Source organism: Rhodococcoides kroppenstedtii, assembly GCF_900111805.1.
GTDB lineage: Bacteria > Actinomycetota > Actinomycetes > Mycobacteriales > Mycobacteriaceae > Rhodococcoides > Rhodococcoides kroppenstedtii.
This window is the reverse complement of the sequence record NZ_FOJN01000015.1, coordinates 43106-59161: the sequence shown is the minus strand read 5'-3', so window position 1 is coordinate 59161 and position 16056 is coordinate 43106. Positions and strand designations below refer to the sequence as shown.

Annotated in this window: 14 protein-coding genes; 9 read left to right on the top strand and 5 right to left on the bottom strand. The window is 69.8% G+C overall.

Annotated elements, in window-relative coordinates:
* Window positions 1-37: 37 nt before the first annotated feature.
* The 7 genes from dxr to BMZ18_RS16180 all read left to right on the top strand — a co-directional run bounded on the left by dxr (window position 38) and on the right by BMZ18_RS16180 (window position 8755).
* On the top strand, window positions 38-1228 hold the full coding sequence (gene dxr / locus BMZ18_RS16210; protein ID WP_280141997.1) for a 1-deoxy-D-xylulose-5-phosphate reductoisomerase: 1191 nt from the start codon (window positions 38-40) through the stop codon (window positions 1226-1228).
* 2 nt (window positions 1229-1230) lie between these two features.
* Complete coding sequence (locus BMZ18_RS16205) at window positions 1231-2448, top strand: M50 family metallopeptidase (RefSeq protein WP_068364527.1); 1218 nt, start codon at window positions 1231-1233, stop codon at window positions 2446-2448.
* Window positions 2449-2498: 50 nt separating this feature from the next.
* A complete protein-coding gene (gene ispG, locus BMZ18_RS16200) occupies window positions 2499-3653 on the top strand; it encodes a flavodoxin-dependent (E)-4-hydroxy-3-methylbut-2-enyl-diphosphate synthase (protein WP_068100678.1) in 1155 nt (384 codons plus the stop codon).
* Window positions 3654-3670: 17 nt separating this feature from the next.
* On the top strand, window positions 3671-4504 hold the full coding sequence (locus BMZ18_RS16195) for a GNAT family N-acetyltransferase (RefSeq protein WP_068100681.1): 834 nt from the start codon (window positions 3671-3673) through the stop codon (window positions 4502-4504).
* A 61-nt stretch (window positions 4505-4565) separates the two neighbouring features.
* Window positions 4566-6359 (top strand): penicillin-binding transpeptidase domain-containing protein, encoded by a 1794-nt coding sequence (locus BMZ18_RS16190; RefSeq protein ID WP_068364529.1) that lies wholly within the window; start codon window positions 4566-4568, stop codon window positions 6357-6359.
* Window positions 6360-6380: 21 nt separating this feature from the next.
* Window positions 6381-7238 carry a type I methionyl aminopeptidase gene (gene map / locus BMZ18_RS16185; protein ID WP_068100685.1) on the top strand — a complete coding sequence of 286 codons (858 nt, stop codon included), beginning with the start codon at window positions 6381-6383 and terminating at the stop codon, window positions 7236-7238.
* Window positions 7235-8755, top strand: a complete 1521-nt coding sequence (locus BMZ18_RS16180) for a cobyric acid synthase (protein WP_068364531.1) — start codon at window positions 7235-7237, stop codon at window positions 8753-8755. Before map ends, BMZ18_RS16180 begins: the two co-directional genes overlap by 4 nt.
* A 1-nt stretch (window position 8756) precedes the next feature.
* On the opposite strand, the gene BMZ18_RS16175 is transcribed toward BMZ18_RS16180, so the two are convergent.
* Genes BMZ18_RS16175 through BMZ18_RS16165 form a run of 3 tightly spaced genes read right to left on the bottom strand, consistent with a single transcriptional unit; the run spans window position 8757 to window position 10758 of the window.
* Window positions 8757-9473 carry a hypothetical protein gene (locus BMZ18_RS16175; protein ID WP_068364535.1) on the bottom strand — a complete coding sequence of 239 codons (717 nt, stop codon included), beginning with the start codon at window positions 9471-9473 and terminating at the stop codon, window positions 8757-8759.
* The gene (locus tag BMZ18_RS16170) at window positions 9470-10372 is read right to left on the bottom strand and encodes an ATP-binding cassette domain-containing protein (protein ID WP_068364538.1); all 903 of its coding nucleotides are present in this window, start codon (window positions 10370-10372) and stop codon (window positions 9470-9472) included. Before BMZ18_RS16170 ends, BMZ18_RS16175 begins: the two co-directional genes overlap by 4 nt.
* Complete coding sequence (locus BMZ18_RS16165) at window positions 10369-10758, bottom strand: GntR family transcriptional regulator (RefSeq protein WP_068364664.1); 390 nt, start codon at window positions 10756-10758, stop codon at window positions 10369-10371. Before BMZ18_RS16165 ends, BMZ18_RS16170 begins: the two co-directional genes overlap by 4 nt.
* 104 nt (window positions 10759-10862) lie before the next feature.
* Between BMZ18_RS16165 and BMZ18_RS16160 the strand changes: the two genes are divergently transcribed.
* A complete protein-coding gene (locus tag BMZ18_RS16160; protein ID WP_068364541.1) occupies window positions 10863-11405 on the top strand; it encodes an alpha/beta fold hydrolase in 543 nt (180 codons plus the stop codon).
* A 534-nt stretch (window positions 11406-11939) separates the two neighbouring features.
* Here the strand turns inward: BMZ18_RS16160 and mtr are convergent.
* Entirely contained in the window at window positions 11940-13331 is a 1392-nt protein-coding gene (gene mtr / locus BMZ18_RS16155) for a mycothione reductase (protein ID WP_068364543.1), read from the bottom strand.
* Window positions 13328-14377: an alpha/beta hydrolase gene (locus BMZ18_RS16150; protein ID WP_068364546.1), complete on the bottom strand. Its 1050-nt coding sequence runs from the start codon at window positions 14375-14377 to the stop codon at window positions 13328-13330. Before BMZ18_RS16150 ends, mtr begins: the two co-directional genes overlap by 4 nt.
* Before the next feature lie 125 nt (window positions 14378-14502).
* Between BMZ18_RS16150 and mqo the strand changes: the two genes are divergently transcribed.
* Window positions 14503-16056 carry a malate dehydrogenase (quinone) gene (gene mqo, locus BMZ18_RS16145; protein ID WP_074922306.1) on the top strand — a complete coding sequence of 518 codons (1554 nt, stop codon included), beginning with the start codon at window positions 14503-14505 and terminating at the stop codon, window positions 16054-16056.

The window sequence follows — 16056 nt, the reverse complement described above, 5'->3', positions numbered from 1 at the left end:
ACACGAGCCTGTCAGGTGCGTCGGCCACACTGTCCGGGTGACGACGCACAGCCTTGACTCGACGCATGGTGACGGCCCGACGCGCGTGCTCGTGCTCGGCAGCACGGGCTCGATCGGAACGCAGGCGCTCGAAGTGATGGCCGCGCGGCCCGATCGATTCACCGTGGTGGGCCTCGCCGCGGGAGGCGGTTCGATCGACCTGCTCGCGCGGCAGATCGCCGAGACCGGGGTGACCGGGGTCGCGGTCGCCGATCCCCGTGCCGCAGCGCGACTCGATCTGCCCGGAGTGCGTTCGGGCCCGGACGCGGTGAGGCAGCTGGTGGAGGAGACCGAGGCGGACGTCGTGCTCAACGGTCTGGTGGGGTCGCTCGGGCTCGCACCCACGCTCGCCGCGCTGCGATCCGGCGCGCGTCTGGCGCTGGCCAACAAGGAATCGCTCGTGGCCGGTGGATCGCTCGTCACCGACGCGGCGTCACCCGGCCAGATCGTGCCCGTCGATTCGGAGCACTCCGCGCTCGCCCAGTGCCTGCGCGGGGGTCGGGCCGAGGAGGTGGCCCGGCTGGTTGTGACGGCGTCCGGCGGGCCGTTCCGCGGACGCGACCGCGCGAGTCTGGAGTCGGTGACCCCGGAACAGGCCGGCAAGCATCCCACCTGGTCGATGGGGCCGATGAACACCCTCAACTCCGCGACCCTGGTCAACAAGGGGCTCGAGGTCATCGAGGCGCATCTGCTGTTCGGTATTCCGTACGACCGCATCGACGTCACCGTGCACCCGCAGTCCATCGTCCACTCGATGGTCACGTTCACCGACGGGTCGACCCTCGCGCAGGCCAGTCCGCCGTCGATGCTGCTGCCGATCGCGTTGGCCCTGGGGTGGCCGGATCGCGTCGCGGACGCCGCGCCCGCGCTGGACTTCCGGACGGCGAGCACCTGGGAGTTCGAGCCATTGGACGACGCCGTCTTCCCGGCCGTCGCGCTCGCGCGCCGGGCCGGAGAGCTCGGCGGGTGTCTCACCGCGGTATACAACGCCGCCAACGAGGTCGCCGCCGCGGCGTTCCTTGCCGGTGACCTGTCCTTCCCTCGTATCGTGGACGTCGTCGCCGATGTGGTGGAGGACGGCGCGGACCGCTGGTCGGCGCCACCGTCCACGGTCGACGACGTCCTCGAGGCCGACGCGTGGGCCCGTGACCGCGCTCGGGACCTCGCAGCACAGAAAGGCCGTTCCTGACGATGGTGTTCGTTCTCGGCGTCGTCGCGTTCGCGGTGTGCATCGGCATCTCGATCGCACTGCACGAATGCGGCCACATGTGGGTGGCCAAGGCCACCGGCATGAAGGTCCGCCGCTACTACATCGGCTTCGGCCCCAAGATCTTCTCCTGGCGTCGCGGTGAGACCGAGTACGGACTCAAGGCGATCCCCGCCGGGGGGTTCTGCGACATCGCCGGCATGACGGCGGTCGACGAACTCGCACCCGACGAGGTCGACCGCGCGATGTACAAGCAGAAGACCTGGAAGCGCCTCGCCGTGATGTTCGGCGGGATCGCGATGAACTTCGTGCTCGGCTTCGCGCTGCTCTACACCCTGGCTCTCGGGTGGGGGCTACCGAACCGCGACACGTCGGCGACCGTCGCCGGGACCCAGTGCGTCGCACCGCAGGACGCGGACGGCGATATCGCGCCCTGCACCGGTCCCGGACCGGCGGGGGCGGCCGGCATCCGTGCCGGTGACGTCGTCACCGCGGTGGACGGGACGCCGACGGCGACGTTCGCGGACGTCGTCGCCGCCGTCCAGAACGCGCAGGGCACCGTCGAGGTGACGGTCGACCGCGCCGGCGAGGCCCTGACGCTGCCCGTCACGGTGCAGCGGACCGAGCGCCTGTTCTCCACGGCGACCGCGGACGATCCGAACGCGACCGAACTGCGCACCACCGGCGCGATCGGCGTCGCGCGGACTCCGCTCACCATTCAGTACGACGCCCTGTCGGCCGTACCGGGCGCGATCTCGTTCGCCGGCTACACCGGTGTGGAGACGGTCAAGGCCATCGCGGACCTGCCGCAGAAGGTCGGGGCCCTGTGGACGTCGATCACCGGCGGCGAGCGGTCCGCCGACACCCCGATCTCCGTCGTCGGGGCCAGCGTCATCGGCGGCCAGGCGGCCGAGCGCGGACTGTGGGAGCTGTTCATCGGACTGCTCGCGACCCTGAACTTCTTCCTCGGTGTGTTCAACCTGTTGCCGCTGCTGCCGCTCGACGGCGGACACATCGCGGTGACGATCTACGAGGGCATCCGCAATCGGATTCGTGCACTGCGCGGTCTGGGTCGCGGCGACCCGGTGAACTACCTCAAACTGATGCCGTTGACGTACGTGGTCATCGCCATCGGCGGCGCGTTCATGCTGCTGACGTTGACCGCGGACATCGTCAATCCCATCGACCTGTTCGGTAACTAGACTGGTGTGCAGTCGGCCGGTGACCACCGGCAGGCGACGAAAGGACTGAAGTGACCGTAGGACTGGGCATACCGGCCGGACCGCCCCCCGTGCTGGCTCCGCGTCGCAAGACCCGGCAGTTGCAGGTGGGCAGCGTGGGCGTCGGGAGCGACCATCCCATCTCGGTGCAGTCGATGTGCACCACCAAGACCCACGACATCAACTCGACCCTGCAGCAGATCGCGGAGCTCACCGCGTCGGGCTGCGACATCGTGCGCGTCGCGTGCCCGCGGCAGGAGGACGCCGACGCGCTGGCGACGATCGCGCGCAAGTCGCAGATCCCCGTCATCGCCGACATCCACTTCCAGCCGCGCTACATCTTCGCGGCCATCGACGCCGGGTGTGCCGCCGTGCGCGTGAACCCCGGCAACATCAAGGAGTTCGACGGCCGCGTCAAGGAGGTCGCCAAGGCGGCAGGCGACGCCGGCATCCCGATCCGAATCGGCGTCAACGCGGGTTCGCTCGATCCGCGGCTCATGCAGAAGTACGGCAAGGCCACGCCCGAGGCCCTCGTCGAGTCCGCGCTGTGGGAGGCGTCGCTGTTCGAGGAGCACGGCTTCGGTGACATCAAGATCTCGGTCAAGCACAACGACCCCGTGGTGATGGTGGAGGCCTACCGCCAGCTCGCGGCGCAGTGCGACTACCCGCTGCACCTCGGGGTGACCGAGGCCGGCCCCGCCTTCCAGGGCACCATCAAGTCCGCCGTCGCCTTCGGGTCGCTGCTCGCAGACGGAATCGGGGACACCATCCGCGTCTCGCTCTCGGCGCCGCCGAACGAGGAAATCAAGGTCGGGACGCAGATCCTGCAGTCCCTGAACCTGCGGCCCCGCAAGCTCGAGATCGTGTCCTGCCCGTCCTGCGGACGCGCTCAGGTCGACGTCTACACCCTGGCCGACCAGGTCACGGCCGGCCTGGAGGGCATGGAGATCCCGCTGCGCGTGGCCGTCATGGGCTGCGTCGTCAACGGCCCCGGTGAGGCGCGGGACGCGGACCTCGGTGTCGCGTCGGGCAACGGCAAGGGCCAGATCTTCGTCAAGGGCGAGGTCATCAAGACCGTGCCGGAGGCGCAGATCGTCGAGACGTTGATCGAGGAGGCCATGCGGATCGCGGAGACCTTCGAGGGCGACGCCGACGCCGGTTCCTCGCCGGTGGTGTCCGTCGGCTGACCCGCGGCGAGACACCGATGCTCAAGCTCCTCGGCGCGAAGGCGCTGACCCGACGTGACACCGACGAGGTCCTCCGCGTGCTGCGGTCGGACCCCGTCGCGTCGTGCATGGTCGCGTCGCGCATCGAGGAGTCGGGCATCGAGCCGCGGGTGAACCACGGCGAACTGTGGTCTCGTGGCGGTCCGTCGTCGTCGCTCTGCTTCTCCGGGGCCAACCTGGTGCCGCTCCGCGGCGAGGTCGACGATCTGCGGAGTTTCGCCGACCGGGCCCTGCGCGGTCCGCGGCTGTGTTCGTCGTTGGTCGGGCGCGCGGAGCTGACCCTGCCGATCTGGTCGATGCTCGAGCCTGAGTGGGGATCCGCCCGCGAGGTGCGGGCCGACCAACCTCTTCTCGCGCTCGTCGTGCGGCCGGACACGGCCGACCCGGCCGTGCGCCGGGTCACCGCCGACGAGATCGACGTGTACCTGACGGCGGCCGTCGCGATGTTCATCGAGGAGGTGGGCGTCGACCCGCGGGCCGGTGACGGCGGTCGGGGATACCGCCGGCGCATCGCCGATCTGATCGCGGCCGGGCGCGCGTGGGCGCGATTCGAGGACGGTCAGGTGGTCTTCAAGGCCGAGGTAGGGTCGCTCTCGCGGGACGTCGGGCAGATCCAGGGAGTGTGGGTCCACCCGCTGTGCCGCGGCCGCGGGTTGGGGTCCGTCGGGACGGCGGCCGTGGCCGCGGCCGTGATCGACGGCGGCCGGACTGCCAGTCTCTACGTGAACAGCTACAACGTTCCGGCTCGTCGTGCGTACGAGCGCATCGGGTTCCGGCAGGTCGGGACCTTCGCCACGGTGCTGCTGGACTGACGTCCCGGCCCTGCGTGTCGGGACGGACCCGGGCCACACCCCGGTCCTACGATGACAGTCGATGATCTCCCGTTCCGTCGCCGCGGCGCTCGCCGTCCTGCTCGCCGTCGCCTCGGTCGCGTGCACCCCGAAACCGCAGGGCCCCGAATCCGCCGCCGATGCGTTCGTGGCCGCGCTGGCGAGTCGGGACAGCGCCGAGGCGGCCGCCGGAACGGACCGGCCGGACCTCGCGGCCGGGGCGATCGACACCGCGTGGGACGGACTGCAGGCGGAATCGCTCGAGGCGAGCACCGGTGCCGTGACGGTGAACGGCGACACCGCGACCGTCGACTACACCTACACCTGGCACCTGCCGCGGGACCGGACGTGGACGTACGACGGGTCGTTGCGGATGGGTCGGCGCGGCGGTGACTGGGTGGTGCGGTGGAACTCCACCGACCTGCATCCGACGCTCGGCGACACGCAGTCGATGGTGCTCCGGTCCATGGCCGCTCCGCGTGCCCGGGTCAACGAACACGCCGGGTCGGACGTCCTGGTTCCGGGCACGGTCTTCGGCGTCTCGTGGACCGTCGCGGAGCTGACGTCCGACCGGATCGTCTCGACGGCCCGCGCGCTGGAACGGCTCCTGCGTCCGTTCGACGACTCCATCACCGCGCAATCGACGGTCGAGTCCGCCACGGCCGCGCGGGGCGCCTACCGCGTGGTGACACTGCGGGAGGAGGACTACGACACGGTGTCGGCCGAGCTGTCGGCCCTGCCCGGCGTCACCGTCACCGAGGAGTCGGATCTGGTCTCGACCGATCGATCCTTCGCGCCCGATCTGGTGAGCCAGGTCAAGAAGACCGTCATGGACCGCGTCGACGGCGAGGCCGGGTGGAGCGTCGTCGCCGTCAACGCCAACGGGGCCGACGTCGGGGTGCTGACCGAAACGGCGCCGGAACCGGTGCCGTCCATCAGCATCAGCCTCGACCGGCCGATCCAGGTGGCCGCGCAGAACGCGGTGAACGTCTCCCGCGATCAAGCGATGATGGTGGTGATCCAACCCTCGACGGGGGACATCCTGGCCGTTGCGCAGAACGAGGCCGCGGACCGGGACGGACCGGTGGCGTCCACCGGTCTGTACCCGCCGGGGTCGACGTTCAAGATCGTCACGGCGGGGGCGGCCATCGCGGAGGGGCTTGCGACGCCCGGCAGCACGGTGCCGTGTCCGGGGCGCATCGTCATCGGGGAGCGCAGCGTGCCCAACTACAACGAGTTCTCGCTCGGCGACGTCTCGATGAGCACGGCGTTCACGCGGTCCTGCAACACCTCCTTCGCCAAGCTCGCCAGCGAGATGGGACCCGACGACCTGACGAGCGCGGCCGCCATGTTCGGCATCGGCCCCGAGTACACGGTGACGGGCCTGCCCACCGAGTCCGGATCCGTGCCCCCGGCGCCCGATCTGGTGCAGCGGACCGAGGACGGGTTCGGCCAGGGCAAGGTGCTCGTGTCCACGTTCGGCATGGCCCTCGCCGCCGCCACCGTGGCGCACGGCAGCACCCCGACGCCGCGGTTGATCCAGGGCGAGGAGACCGCCGTCGAGGGGGACCGGCCGACGGTCGACCCCGCTGTCGTCGACGGGTTGCGCGGCATGATGCGGTCGGTGGTCACCAGCGGAACCGCCGACCGAATCGCCGATCAGGGCGAGGTCTACGGCAAGACCGGCGAGGCCGAGGTCGACGGCGGCTCGCATGCGTGGTTCGTCGGCTATCGCGGTGACCTGGCCTTCGCCACGCTCGTCGTGCGCGGCGGCAGCTCCGACAACGCGGTGGCCGTGACGAGGGATATGTTCACGGCGCTGCCCGAGGGCTACTGACCACGGACTACGCTCGGGGGCATGGCTGTTCGCACTGTTCTCGAACCCGGCACCGTCTCCGACGTGCTTCCCGTCCCCAAGCACATCGAGCGGCCGGAGTACGCCTGGAAGAAGACCGCCCGCGAGGGGTCGGAGCCGTGGGTGCAGACGCCCGAGACCATCGAGAAGATGCGGGTGGCGTCGCGCATCGCGGCGCAGGCGCTGCGCGAGGCGGGCAACGCGGTGGCGCCGGGCGTGACCACCGATGCGCTCGACCGCATCGCGCACGAGTACATGATCGACCACGGTGCGTACCCGTCGACGTTGGGCTACAAGGGTTTTCCGAAGTCCTGCTGTACCTCGCTGAACGAGGTCATCTGCCACGGCATCCCCGACTCGACGGTGATCCAGGACGGGGACATCGTCAACATCGACGTCACCGCGTACGTCGACGGAGTCCACGGCGACACCAACGCGACCTTCCTAGCCGGTGAGGTGTCCGAGGAGGCGCGGCTGCTCGTGGAGCGGACGCACGAGGCGACGATGCGGGCCATCAAGGCGGTCAAGCCGGGCCGCGCACTGAACGTCGTGGGCCGCGTCATCGAGTCCTACGCGAACCGGTTCGGCTACGGCGTCGTCCGCGACTTCACCGGTCACGGGGTGGGGACGACGTTCCACAACGGTCTGGTGGTGCTGCACTACGACGAGCCGAGTGTCGACACGGTCATCGAGCCGGGCATGACCTTCACCATCGAGCCGATGATCAACCTCGGCGGCATCGACTGGGAGCAGTGGAACGACGGGTGGACCGTCGTCACCAAGGACCGCCGCTGGACCGCCCAGTTCGAGCACACCCTCGTCGTCACCGACACCGGCGCCGAGATCCTCACCCTGCCGTGACCTCCTCGCCGCTCGCCGGCGCGCTGCTCGTGGCGGGCACCACGTCGGACGCGGGGAAGAGCGTTCTCGTCGCGGGTCTCTGCCGATTGCTCGCGCGACGAGGGGTGCGCGTGGCGCCGTTCAAGGCGCAGAACATGTCCAACAACTCGGTGGTGACGCTCGACGGCGGTGAGATCGGCCGCGCTCAGGCACTGCAGGCGCGGGCGTGCGGCCTCGAACCCAGCGTGCGCTTCAACCCGGTGCTGCTCAAGCCCGGCGGGGATCGGACGTCGCAACTGGTGGTCCGCGGCCGGGCCACCGGGTCGGTCGGCGCGCGCGACTACATGGCGCACCGTGAAGCGCTGCGCGCCGTCGTCGCCGAGGACCTGGCGTCGCTCCGCGCCGAGTTCGACGTCGTGATCTGCGAGGGCGCCGGGTCGCCCGCCGAGATCAACCTGCGCGCGACGGATCTGGCCAACCTCGGTCTCGCCCGGGCGGCGGACCTGCCGGTGATCGTGGTGGGCGACATCGATCGTGGGGGAGTGCTCGCGCACTTCTTCGGCACTCTGGCGATTCTCGATCCGGACGATCAAGCGCTGATCGCGGGCTTCGTCGTCAACAAGTTCCGGGGAGATCCGGCGCTGTTGCAGCCGGGGCTCGACACGCTGCAGGATCGGACGGGTCGGCCGACCTACGGCGTGGTGCCGTTCGACGACGCCCTGTGGCTCGACGCGGAGGACTCCCTCGGCACGACGGCCGATTCGCCTGTGGGACGGCCCGGCCGGCCCGTCGGGACGCAGTGGCTGCGGGTGGCGGCGGTGCGCCTGCCGCGCGTCTCCAACTCGACCGACGTCGAGGCGCTCGCGTGCGAACCAGGGGTCAGCGTCCAGTGGGCGACGGACCCGTCGCGGCTGGCGGACGCCGATCTGGTGGTCCTGCCCGGCTCGAAAGCGACGGTCCACGATCTGGAGTGGTTGCGCCGCACCGGAATTGACGACGAAATCACGCGGCGAGCCGAGCGCGGCGGTCCGGTTCTCGGCATCTGCGGCGGATATCAGATGCTCGGCCGGCGCATCGTCGACGACGTGGAGTCGGGATCCGGTGCCGTGGCCGGCCTCGGCGTGCTCGACCTCGACATCGAGTTCCGACCGGACAAGGTGTTGCGCCGGGTGCAGTCGCCGACGGGGTTGCGCGGTTACGAGATTCACCACGGCCGCGTCGCGCGGTCGACCGATCCCGCGTGGATCGACGGTGCGGACGGTGGGGGCGAGGGCAGTGCCCGGAACGCCGTGTGGGGCACCCACTGGCACGGGCTGCTCGAGAACGACGCGTTCCGGCGGGACTGGCTGACGGAGGTCGCCGCGCGGGCCGGTCGGCGCGGGTTCGTCGCGGCCCCCGATACCGACGTCGACGCGCTGCGTACTGCCCAGGTGGACCTGCTGGCCGATCTCGTGGAGAACTCCCTCGACGTGGAGGCCGTGACGGCGCTTCTCGCCGAGGGAGTTCCCGCGGGTCTGCCGGTTCTCGCCGTGCGGTGACTCAGACGGTGGTCCGCCGCAGCACCGCCCACACGCCGGGCGCGGCCGGCGCGGTGAGGGCCAGCGGGAGCAGGACCATCGTGACCGGTCGGGGCGAGTCGGCGATGGCCGAGCCCACCGGCACCCACCAGCTCTGCCAGGTGAAGACCACCACGACCACGCCGAGGAGCACCGTCAGGAGAAGGCCGGTGGCCCACAGTCCTACGGCCCGCCATCGGAGGTAGATCGCCCCGGCCAGGACGCCGAGGGTGTTCGCCAGTGCGATCAGGGTGACGAAGAACAGAAATTCGACGACGACCGATCCGGCGACGGGCGCCGTGAGCGAGAACAGTCGCATGCCGACTCCGAAACCGTCGGTGGTGCGCTCGACGAGCGACAGCGCGATCATCAGGGTGCCGAACAGCAGCGCGTGGACACCGACCACGGCGGCGGTGGCCCGGAAGAACTCCCAGCGCGTGACGCCGAGGCCGGAGACGAACGGGAAGAACTGGTTCACCGATTGCGCGAACAACACGAGACCGAAGAAGAACACGAACGACGCGCCGCCGGTGTTGACCTCCGCGCTGCCTCGGGGGACCAGCGCGAGCACGGTCCACGTGATGCCGGCGATGACCGCCAGGATGCCGATCGGCCACAGGAACGCGATCTGCCAGTTCTGGGCGTGCACCCGGGCGACGGCCGTGAGGCGGGACGGGGCGGGAGCGAGAGCGGTACTCACGAGGACACCTTCCGACGGGTGGTGCTGGCGACCACGAATTGCTGGAGGGACACCGAATCGACGTGGAGGCCGGCAGCGCGGGCGGCGGCGAGCGACTCCGGCGAGAGGGGGCCGTCGATGGTGGTGCGGGCCATCGATCCCATCGACTCGTGCTGCAGCACAGTGTGTTCGATGGTGAAGTCGGCGACACCGTCCGCGTTCCCGCTGACGGTCACCGCGCGGCCACGGAGCTGCTCGGCGTCGTCGTCGACCACCACCCGGCCCCCGTCGACCACCACGACGCGGTCCACCAGATCGGCGACCTCGTCGATCAGGTGGGTCGAGAGAACCACTGTGCGGGGGTGCTCCGCGTAGTCGGCCAGGAGTCGGTCGTAGAACAGCTGCCGGGAGACCGCGTCGAGACCGAGGTAGGGCTCGTCGAACAGGGTGAGTGGGGCGCGGGACGCGAGGCCCACCACCACACCCAGTGCCGACGTCATGCCGCGGGAGAGCTTCTTGACCTTGCGTCGGCGGGGAAGATCGAAGTCCGCCATGAGATCCCGCGCGAGGGCCTCGTCCCACCGCGGCAGGATCGCGGCCGCGGCGTCGAGCACCTGACTCACGCGGAAGTCGTCCGGGTACCGCTGACTCTCCTTGACGAAGCAGACGTCACGCAGGACCGTCGCGTTCTCGAAGGGGCTGCCACCGAACACCGACACCTCTCCGTCGTCCGCCCACTGCTGCCCCGTGAGGATCTGCAGGAGCGTGGTCTTGCCGGCGCCGTTGCGGCCCAGGAGGCCGTGGATGCCGTGCTCGTGCACGTCGAAGGACACGTCGACGAGGGCATCGATGTTTCGTCGGGAGCCGACGTCCCGAAAGCTCTTGCGCAGGTTGCGGACCGACACCACCGGGGCGCTCATCGTGCTCCCTCCCCGGATGCCGGAGCCGGTGCGGCCGCGCGGTCGGCGATCATGGTCATGATCTCGTCGGGACCGAGGCCGAGCTTGCGCGCCTCGGCGACCAACGGAGTGACGTACTGGTCGGCGAATCGCTCACGGCGCCGGAAGCGCAGCGCGTCGCGTGCGCCCGTGGTGACGAACATTCCGATACCTCGCTTCTTGTAGAGGATGCCGTCCGCGACGAGATGTCCGAGCCCCTTGCCGGCGGTGGCGGGATTGATGCGGTGGAACGCGGCCAGTTCGTTGGTCGACGGCACTTGCGCTTCCTCGGCCAGTGATCCGTCGATGATCGAGTTCTCGATCATCTCGGCGATCTGCAGGAAGATCGGGCGACCGTCGTCGATCACGATGACCACCGGGTCCATTGGTTAGGTGGTTCATTACTCATGTAACTAACCATAGAAGCTTGCAGGCGGCGGTGCAAGGCTTCGCTCGGGTAGCGTCGCTGACCATGCAGAAGCAGACCGTGTCGGTGCCCGCCGGAGACGTCGAGGTGCGAGTCGACGGTCCCGACAGCGGACACGCCGTCCTGCTCCTCCCGGGATCGACCGGAGCGCCGGACTCGTTCGACGACACCGCATCCCGGCTCACGACATCCGATCTGCGTACCTTCGTGGTCGAGCCGGGCGTCGCTCTCGGGGACAGCGACCTGATCGCGCTGCTCGACGCCCTCGGGCTGCCCTGGGTCAACCTGGTCGGCCGCGGGGACGGCGCCGACCGGGCCTGGTCACTGGCCGCCCGTACCTTCGGCCGCGTGTCCAGTCTGGTGGTGATCGACCGCGGACACCCCGCCGTTCACGGCGACACGTCCTGTCCCGCAGTCGAACTGCGCACCACGATGGTGGTGACCGACCCGTCCGCGCAGGACGATGCCTCCGCCAGCAGCCGCTACGTCTACGGCGACTACCGGGTGATGCCGCTCGACACCACCGACCCCTCCGCTGCGGCCGCCGCCCTGGCCACGGAGATCGTCATGCGGACCAGCGCCTGGTAGAGCTGCTGCGCGATTCGCGTCTGTTGCAGTCATCCGCCGTTGCTGCAGCCGACGCGGATCGCTGGAATCGGCGCGGATCGGGTGCGGGGGCCGTAGCGCGGGGCTGAGACCGGCGGGTAAGTGCAGGGAATCGGGTGCAGCTCGATCCGCGGCGGTTCCAGTCATCCGCTGCTGCGGGATCGGGTAGCCGCTGAATCCGCGCGAGTTCCAGTCATCCGCTGCTACTGCAGCCCACGCGGATCGCTGGAACCGACGCGGATCGGAGTCGGGGCCGGAGCACTGGGCTGAGACCGGTGGGCAAGTGCTGCGCTAGGGGTGCAGCTGGATCCGCGCGAGTTCCAGTCAGCCGCTGCTGCTGCAGTCGACACGGATTGCTGGAACCGGCGCGGATCGGGGTGCGGGGCCGGAGCACTGGGTTCAGGCCGGTGGGCAAGTGCTGCGCTAGGGGTGCGGCTCGATCCGCGCGAGTTCCAGTCAGCCGCTGCTGCTGCAGCCGACGCGGATCGCTGGAACCGGCGCGGATCCGGCCCCCGGCTAGAGGTCGAGGCCCAGGAGTGCGTTCTCCACCACCTCGGGGAGGGCGGGGTGGATCCAGTACTGGCCGCGGGCGATCTCTCGGACGGTCTGCCCGAACGTGATGGCCTGGATGAGGGGCTGAATCACCGTCGGGGCCTGCTCGCCGATGATGTGCGCGCCGAGCAGACGCCCGGTGGAGCGGTCCGCGACGACCTTGCACAGCCCCTCGCGGTCCTCCATGGCCCAGCCGTAGGCGACGTCGGCGTACTTCTGAACCTTGACGGCGACGTCGTAGCCCTGGTCGCGGGCGTCGCGCTCGGTGAGGCCGACCTCGGCGATCATCGGGTCGGTGAAGATCGCCGACGGGACGTAGCGGTGGTCGAACGTCGCCCATCCCGCGGTGTCGGTCCAGTCGGGCCGCAGCACGTTCTCCTGTACGACGCGTGCCTCGGCGTTGGCGACGTGTTTGAGCTGGTAGGGCGACGACACGTCACCCAGGGCGAAGACGCCCTCGGCGGTGGTGCGGCCGAATTCGTCGACGCGGATGCGGCCGTCGTCGTGTAACTCGATACCGGCGACGTCGGCACCGATGCGGTCGCCGTTGGGGGTTCGTCCCGCGGCGACGAGGAGTGCGTCGCCGGTGACCTCGGTGCCGTCGGACAGCGTCACGACGACGCTGGTGCCGTCCTCGCGCGCGTCCACGGCCTCGACTCCGCACCGCACGTCCCACTTGGCGGCGGCGAGGTCGGTGAAGTGGGCGGAGATCTCCTCGTCGGATTTGCGCAACATGCGGTCCTTGCGGACGAGCACGGTGACGCGGGAGCCGAGGGCGGAGAACACGTGCGCGAACTCGGCCGCGATGTAGCCCGACCCGACGACGATCAGGTGTTCCGGCAGCTCCGGCAGCCGCATGATGTCGTCGTTGGTGTGATACCGCACGCCGCTGGCGGCGATGGCCTCGGGGATCACCGGGCGGGAGCCGGCGCCGACGACGACGCGGTCCGCCGTGACGATGCGCCCGTCGCCGGCGTCGATCCGCCGCGGCCCGACGAACGTGGCGTGCGAGGAGTACAGCGTGACGTTGGGGGAGCCGTCGCCGCGGCGGTAGTTCTCGCCGCCCTCGGCGATGGGGTCGATACGACCGAAGACTCGGTCGACGATGTCCTGCCAGCGGACCCGCTCGATGCGGGCGTCGATGCCGTAGCGCTCCGCGCGGCGCACGGTGTTCGCGACCTCGGCGGCGTAGACGAACATCTTGGTGGGGATGCAGCCGACGTTGATGCAGGTGCCGCCGAAGATCGACTCCTCGAACATGGCGACGGACAGACCGTCGAACCGCTCGTCGAGGATGGTGTTGGCGGATCCGGAGCCGATGATCGCGACGTCGACGTGCTGCTCGTTCGCGCTCATGCGCCGGTCGCCATCTCGGCGTGGTCGCCGCCGATCGCGGCCCCTGCACGGTCTCCGGTGGTCCCGGCCGCTCGGGCCTCGTGATCGTCGAGCCACGCGTCGAGCTCACGGAACGCCTGCGCGAGAGGCTCGTCGGTGGAGAGGAAGACGTCGTGCCGCGCGCCCTCGACGGGCACGACCGTGGTGCGGTTACCGAGGCAGCCGGCCCACCGCGCGATCTGGCGCACGTCGAGCACGGCGTCCGCGGCGTCGACGTCGGGGATGTATTTCTTGGAGAAGCGGGTCACCTTGGACCGCAGGATCAACGACGGCACGCCGATGTCGAGTCCTCGATGCAGTCGCGCGTGGCCACGCCGCACCGCGCGGATCCATCCCAGCTTGATGGGGAAGCCCGCCAGGGGCTTCCAGGACAGGTCGTAGCTCCAGTCGCCCTGCGCCTGCGCGCTGATCGACGAGCCGTAGGTGTCCAGTCCGGCGCCCGGCAGATCACGCTTGGGTGCGAGCTTGCCCAGTACCCCGAGGGCGACGGTGCCCACACTCCGCGCCAACGGCGGCCCCTGCAGGTCGAACCACGGGCTGTTCAGTACGAGTCCGGACACTCCCGCGGCGGCGCTGCCGCCGGCGTGCTCGAGCCGGTCCAGCCACAGCGGCACGATCAGCCCACCCGTCGAGTGGGCCGCGAGCAGCACCGGTGCTCCGGTCTCCTCGCGGACGATGTCGAGCGCGCGGGACAGTTCCGCGTCGTACAGCTCGAGGTCGGAGACGAAGTGCGGCGACTGTCCGTCGTCCAGGGAGCGGCCGCACTTGCGTAGATCGAGGGCGTAGAAGGCGTAGCCGCGGTCGACGAAGTGCTCGGCGAGGTGGCGCTGGAAGAAGTAGTCGGTGAACCCGTGGACGTAGAGCACGGCGCCGCGGGGTCCGGACGGCGACCGTCGCGACCGGACGAGGGTGGCCCGGACCTGTCCCTCGCCGTCGGGGTCGGGGCCGAGCGGTATGGTCAGTTGCTCGTAGTCGTCACCGAGTACGTCGGGCGCCCATGTAGTCACCCTCACACAGTAGATGGCGTGAGACGGGGGTCGCGAGGGGCACAATCGGGTACACGCCGGTGGCGCGACGCGGGGCGCGGCGCGTGCCGTGGACAGAACTCGAGGCGAAGGAAGTCGATCCAGCCGTGGCCGAACACAAGCAGAACCCGCAGTCCGCGTCGTCGGAGAAGCTCGACGTCGTGCTCATCGGCGCCGGCATCATGAGTGCCACGCTGGGCACTTTGCTGCACCAGGTGGAGCCGACCTGGTCGATCGGGTTGTTCGAGCGCCTCGACGCCGCCGCGGCCGAGAGCTCCGATCCGTGGAACAACGCCGGGACCGGGCACTCGGCTCTGTGCGAGCTGAACTACACGCCGCAGCAGAAGGACGGCTCGGTCGACATCACCAAGGCGCTCACCGTGAACGAGCAGTTCCAGGTGTCGCGGCAGTGGTGGGCCCACGCCGTCGAGACCGGGGTGTTGAACGACCCCGAGAACTTCATCAACCCCATTCCGCACGTGAGCTTCGTCCACGGCGCGGACAACGTGAAGTACCTCCGCGCCCGGTACGACGCGCTCGCGACCAACCCGCTGTTCCCCGACATGGAGTACATCGACGACGCGGACGAGTTCTCGCGTCGACTCCCACTGATGGCGGCGGGCCGCGACTTCTCCGACCCGATTGCGCTGAACTGGTCCGACGGCGGCACCGACGTCGATTTCGGCGCCCTCACCAAGCAGCTGCTCAACAACCTGGGTGCGGTCGGCGCGTCGATCGACTTCGGGCACGAGGTCCGGGACCTGTCCAAGAATTCCGACGGGTCGTGGACGGTCAAGGTGCGCAACGGCCGCACCGGGGCGACGCGCACCATCGTCGCCAAGTTCGTCTTCGTGGGTGCCGGTGGCGGCGCCCTGCCGTTGCTGCAGAAGTCGGGCATCTCCGAGGCCAAGGGCTTCGGCGGCTTCCCGGTCAGCGGTGAGTGGTTGCGGTGCACCAATCCCGCACTGGTGCAGCAGCATTCGGCGAAGGTCTACGGCAAGGCGTCCGTGGGTGCGCCGCCGATGTCCGTGCCGCACCTCGACACCCGCGTGATCGCCGGCAAGCCGGGTCTGCTGTTCGGTCCCTACGCCGGGTGGTCGCCGAAGTTCCTCAAGAACGGCAAGATGACCGACCTCATCGGCTCGGTCAAGCCGAACAACCTCTTCTCCATGCTCGGCGTCGGCATGACCGAGATGGCCCTCACCAAGTACCTCATCGGCGAGCTCCTCCAGTCCGAGGACGACCGCGTCGACACGCTTCGCGAGTTCATGCCGCGGGCCAAGGGCGAGGACTTCGAGCTCGTCACCGCCGGTCAGCGTGTCCAGGTCATCCGCCGCAAGGGCAAGGGCGGGGTGCTGGAGTTCGGCACGGCCGTGGTGAACGCCGGCGACGGCACCATCGCGGGCCTCCTCGGTGCCTCTCCGGGTGCGTCCACCGCGGTGCCCGCGATGCTCGAGGTGATGCAGCGGTGCTTCGCCGACCGCTACGAGTCCTGGAAGCCGACGCTGACGGACATGGTGCCCTCCCTCGGGACCAAGCTCGCCGAGAACCCGCGCCTGTTCGACGAGGTCTGGGCCCACACCACGCGTGTGCTGCATCTGGACCGGAGTGCCGCGGACCGCGGAGTCGCTTCGGCCGCGGATGGTGTGGTAGCACTCTGA